The following is a 2886-nucleotide window of genomic DNA, read 5'->3' as shown; positions in this document are numbered from 1 at the left end:
TGGTCGATCCCGATCTCGAGGTTGGCGCCGGAGCCCAGGGACTGGAGCGCCGACCGGAGGCCCTGCTCGGCTGCCACTGACTGCATCAAGGGCAGGGCGACCGCGAGCGCGATCGCGGTGACCAGCGCAACCAGCAGGACGGCCGGCATGGCGCGCCGTCGCGTCAGGTCGACCACCGCCAGCTGTATCAGGCCCAGAGCCATCCGCCGAAGTATGTCAACCGCGGCTCGCCGGTTCCGCGTCAAATCGGCGCGAGCTGTCCAGGGATCCCCAAGCACCTCCGAAATTCGCGCAGGAAACTGCGTTCAGCCACGTCAATCGGCTCAAGTGAAGAGTACGTTTGGGAGAGGTGTCGGCCGGGGCTCGCTGGCGGCGGTTTTCGCCGCCGCCGTGGTGCTTTTCGCCTCGCTGCCGTCGCAGGCGGCGACCGACGAGCGAGACCAGTACCAGACGCTGACCTTCAACCAGCAGAAGCTGGTCCCGAGGTTCGCCCAGACCTTCACCGCGGGCAAGACAGGCCAGCTCGACCGGGTGACGCTCGGATCGACCGCCACGAGCTCGACCATCATCACGGTCAGCCTCCAGACGGTCGACGCATCCGGCCTCCCGAGCGGAACGACGCTGGGAACCCCGGTCAATGCAACCGGGCCGTGGACGTGCTGCGCGGCGTTCAAGGAGATCGCCCTTACGCCGATCGCGATCGAGACCGGTCGCCAGTACGCCATCGTCGTCGAACCGCTCGGCGGGACGTTCGCGTGGAAGAACGCGGACAGCATCGACGCCTACGCGGGAGGGCACGCATTCCTCGGCAATCCGTGGCTTCGCGGAAGCACGCTTCGGTCGGAAGACTTCGCCTTCGAGACCTGGGTCATCACAGCCACCGCGCCGCCGCCCAACGCGGCGCCCTCAATCAGCGCCGATACCGCCGCGGTGGTCGTCAACGAGGGCACCAGGCCGACCAACTCCGGCGCCTTCTCGGACCCTGACGGCGACACGGTCACCCTGACCGCGTCCCAGGGCACGGTGACGAAGACCGGCACGGGCAGATGGGCGTGGACGCGGCCCGAGTCCGATGAGGGGCCGGCGGAGACCGTCACCATCACCGCCGACGACGGTCACGGCCACCCCGCAGCCGCGACCTTCACCGTCCGCGTGGACGCGGTGGCGCCGGTCGCGCAAATCATCACCGACCCGCCCCTGATCCCCGAAGGCTCGCCCGAGAAGTTCACGGGCGGAGCGACGCTTGCCTACGCAGGCGACGCGGCCGATATCGCCTACACATGGACTGTGACCAAGGGCGGGGCCACATTTGCAACGGGTTCAGGGACTGCATTCACCTTGACTCCAGACGATGACGGGGCCTTCGTGGTCACCTTCAAAGCCACAGACACCGAGAGCACCCTGTCCGACACCGACTCGGTGACCGTGTATGGACAGAACGTCGCCCCGACCGCCCGCATCACCGGCGTCTCGGCGCCCTCTCCTCTGGTCGCCCAGGAGGCGGTGACGTTCACCGGCTCGTTCACGGACCCGGGCGTGGTCGACACTCACACCGTGACGTGGACGTTCGGCGATGGCACGAGCTCCAAGAAGGACTACGGACCGGGTGGATCGGCCACGTTCTCGGTGTCCCACATCTACACCGACGCCAAGACCTACACGGTCAGGCTGCAGGTGGTGGACGACGACAACGGCGCCGACACAGCGACCACCACGGTGACGGTGCAGACCACCCAGCAGGCGCTCAAGACGCTCGCCGGCAGCGTGAGCAAGCTCTCCGGGCTCACGGCCGGCCAGAAGAGCAGCCTGATCGCCAAGCTCGACGCAGCCGCCGCGGCCGCCGCACGCGGCGACAACAGGGCCTGCAACAACCAGCTGAACGCCTTCCTCAACGAGCTGACGACGTACGTGAAGACGGGCCAGATCTCGGAAGCGGACGCGGCTCCGCTGCGCACCACGGTGACCGCCATCAAAGCCTCGCTGGGCACTTTCAACCGATTCCTGGAGTGGTTGACGCTCGTCTTCTAGACTCGGCGCGTGTCGACTGCCGATGCCGCACTTCCCGGAGCTGACCTTCTTCCCGTCAGTCCTCGCGCCAACGTTCCCTACCGAATCGTTCGGCTCATCGGCGTGCCCCTGCTGCGGCTCTGCTTCCGGTTTGACGTCACCGGCCGCGAGAACATCCCGCGCTCCGGCAATTACATCGTCATCGCCAACCACCTGAACTGGCTGGACGAGTTCACGCTCCTCCTCCTGTTTCCAGTCGAGCCGCGGCTTCACTTCCTGGCCGATCCGACCATCCTCGTCACCCGGAAGTTCCAGTGGTGGCTGGTGCGCACCACCGGCGGCTACGTCCCCGTTGTGCGCGAGCGGCACGGCGACACGGCGCTGTTCCGGCACGTCGACCGCTGCCTCGAGCTGGGCGGCGCGGTGGCCATCTTTCCCGAGGCCAACTACGGGCCGAAGGAGGGCGAGCTGATGCCGTTCCACAAGGGCTTCGCCCACTTCGCGATCAAGGCGGGCGTGCCGGTGGTCCCCGTGGCGCTCTCGGGGACGAAGGACCTGTGGTTGCGCAAGCCGATCAAGGTCGTCATCGGCGAGCCGATCCCGAGCGCCGGCGCCGAGCCCTCGGCGCTGACCGAGCTCGCCTTTCGGAGGATGCAGGAGATGCTGCCCTCGTACGTCGAGCCCCCCGGCCGCAAGCTCCTGCGGAGGCAGCTCACTCACCTCTTCTGAGCCGATTTGGGGGTTTCGGTACTGCGGCGTACGGCTACGGAAAGTTGCCGACCATGTGGTAAGGTGGCTGCTTTCCAAGTCCTGAGCGCGTCTTCTCCACGTCGTCGCTCCGAGCTCAGGCCTGACCGCCCCAGGGGTAGGGCGAGATCA

Annotated in this window: 3 protein-coding genes; 2 read left to right on the top strand and 1 reads right to left on the bottom strand. The window is 67.2% G+C overall.

Features of this window, described 5'->3' with window-relative positions:
* The coding region (locus VGR06_RS17350) for a hypothetical protein (RefSeq protein WP_327560119.1) at positions 1 to 203 on the bottom strand (203 nt) is incomplete at its 3' end.
* A 124-nt stretch (positions 204 to 327) separates the two neighbouring features.
* On the opposite strand from VGR06_RS17350, the gene VGR06_RS17345 reads away from it, so the two are divergent.
* Both VGR06_RS17345 and VGR06_RS17340 read left to right on the top strand, forming a co-directional pair.
* A complete protein-coding gene (locus VGR06_RS17345; RefSeq protein WP_327560118.1) occupies positions 328 to 2028 on the top strand; it encodes a PKD domain-containing protein in 1701 nt (566 codons plus the stop codon).
* Between the two features lie 102 nt (positions 2029 to 2130).
* Positions 2131 to 2736, top strand: coding sequence for a 1-acyl-sn-glycerol-3-phosphate acyltransferase (locus tag VGR06_RS17340; RefSeq protein ID WP_327560117.1), 606 nt, complete (start codon positions 2131 to 2133; stop codon positions 2734 to 2736).
* The last annotated feature ends 150 nt before the right edge of the window (positions 2737 to 2886 follow it).

It is taken from the genome of Actinophytocola sp. (assembly GCF_036002505.1).
Lineage (GTDB): Bacteria > Actinomycetota > Actinomycetes > Mycobacteriales > Pseudonocardiaceae > DASYTH01.
This window is presented reverse-complemented; position numbering and strand designations above follow the sequence as displayed.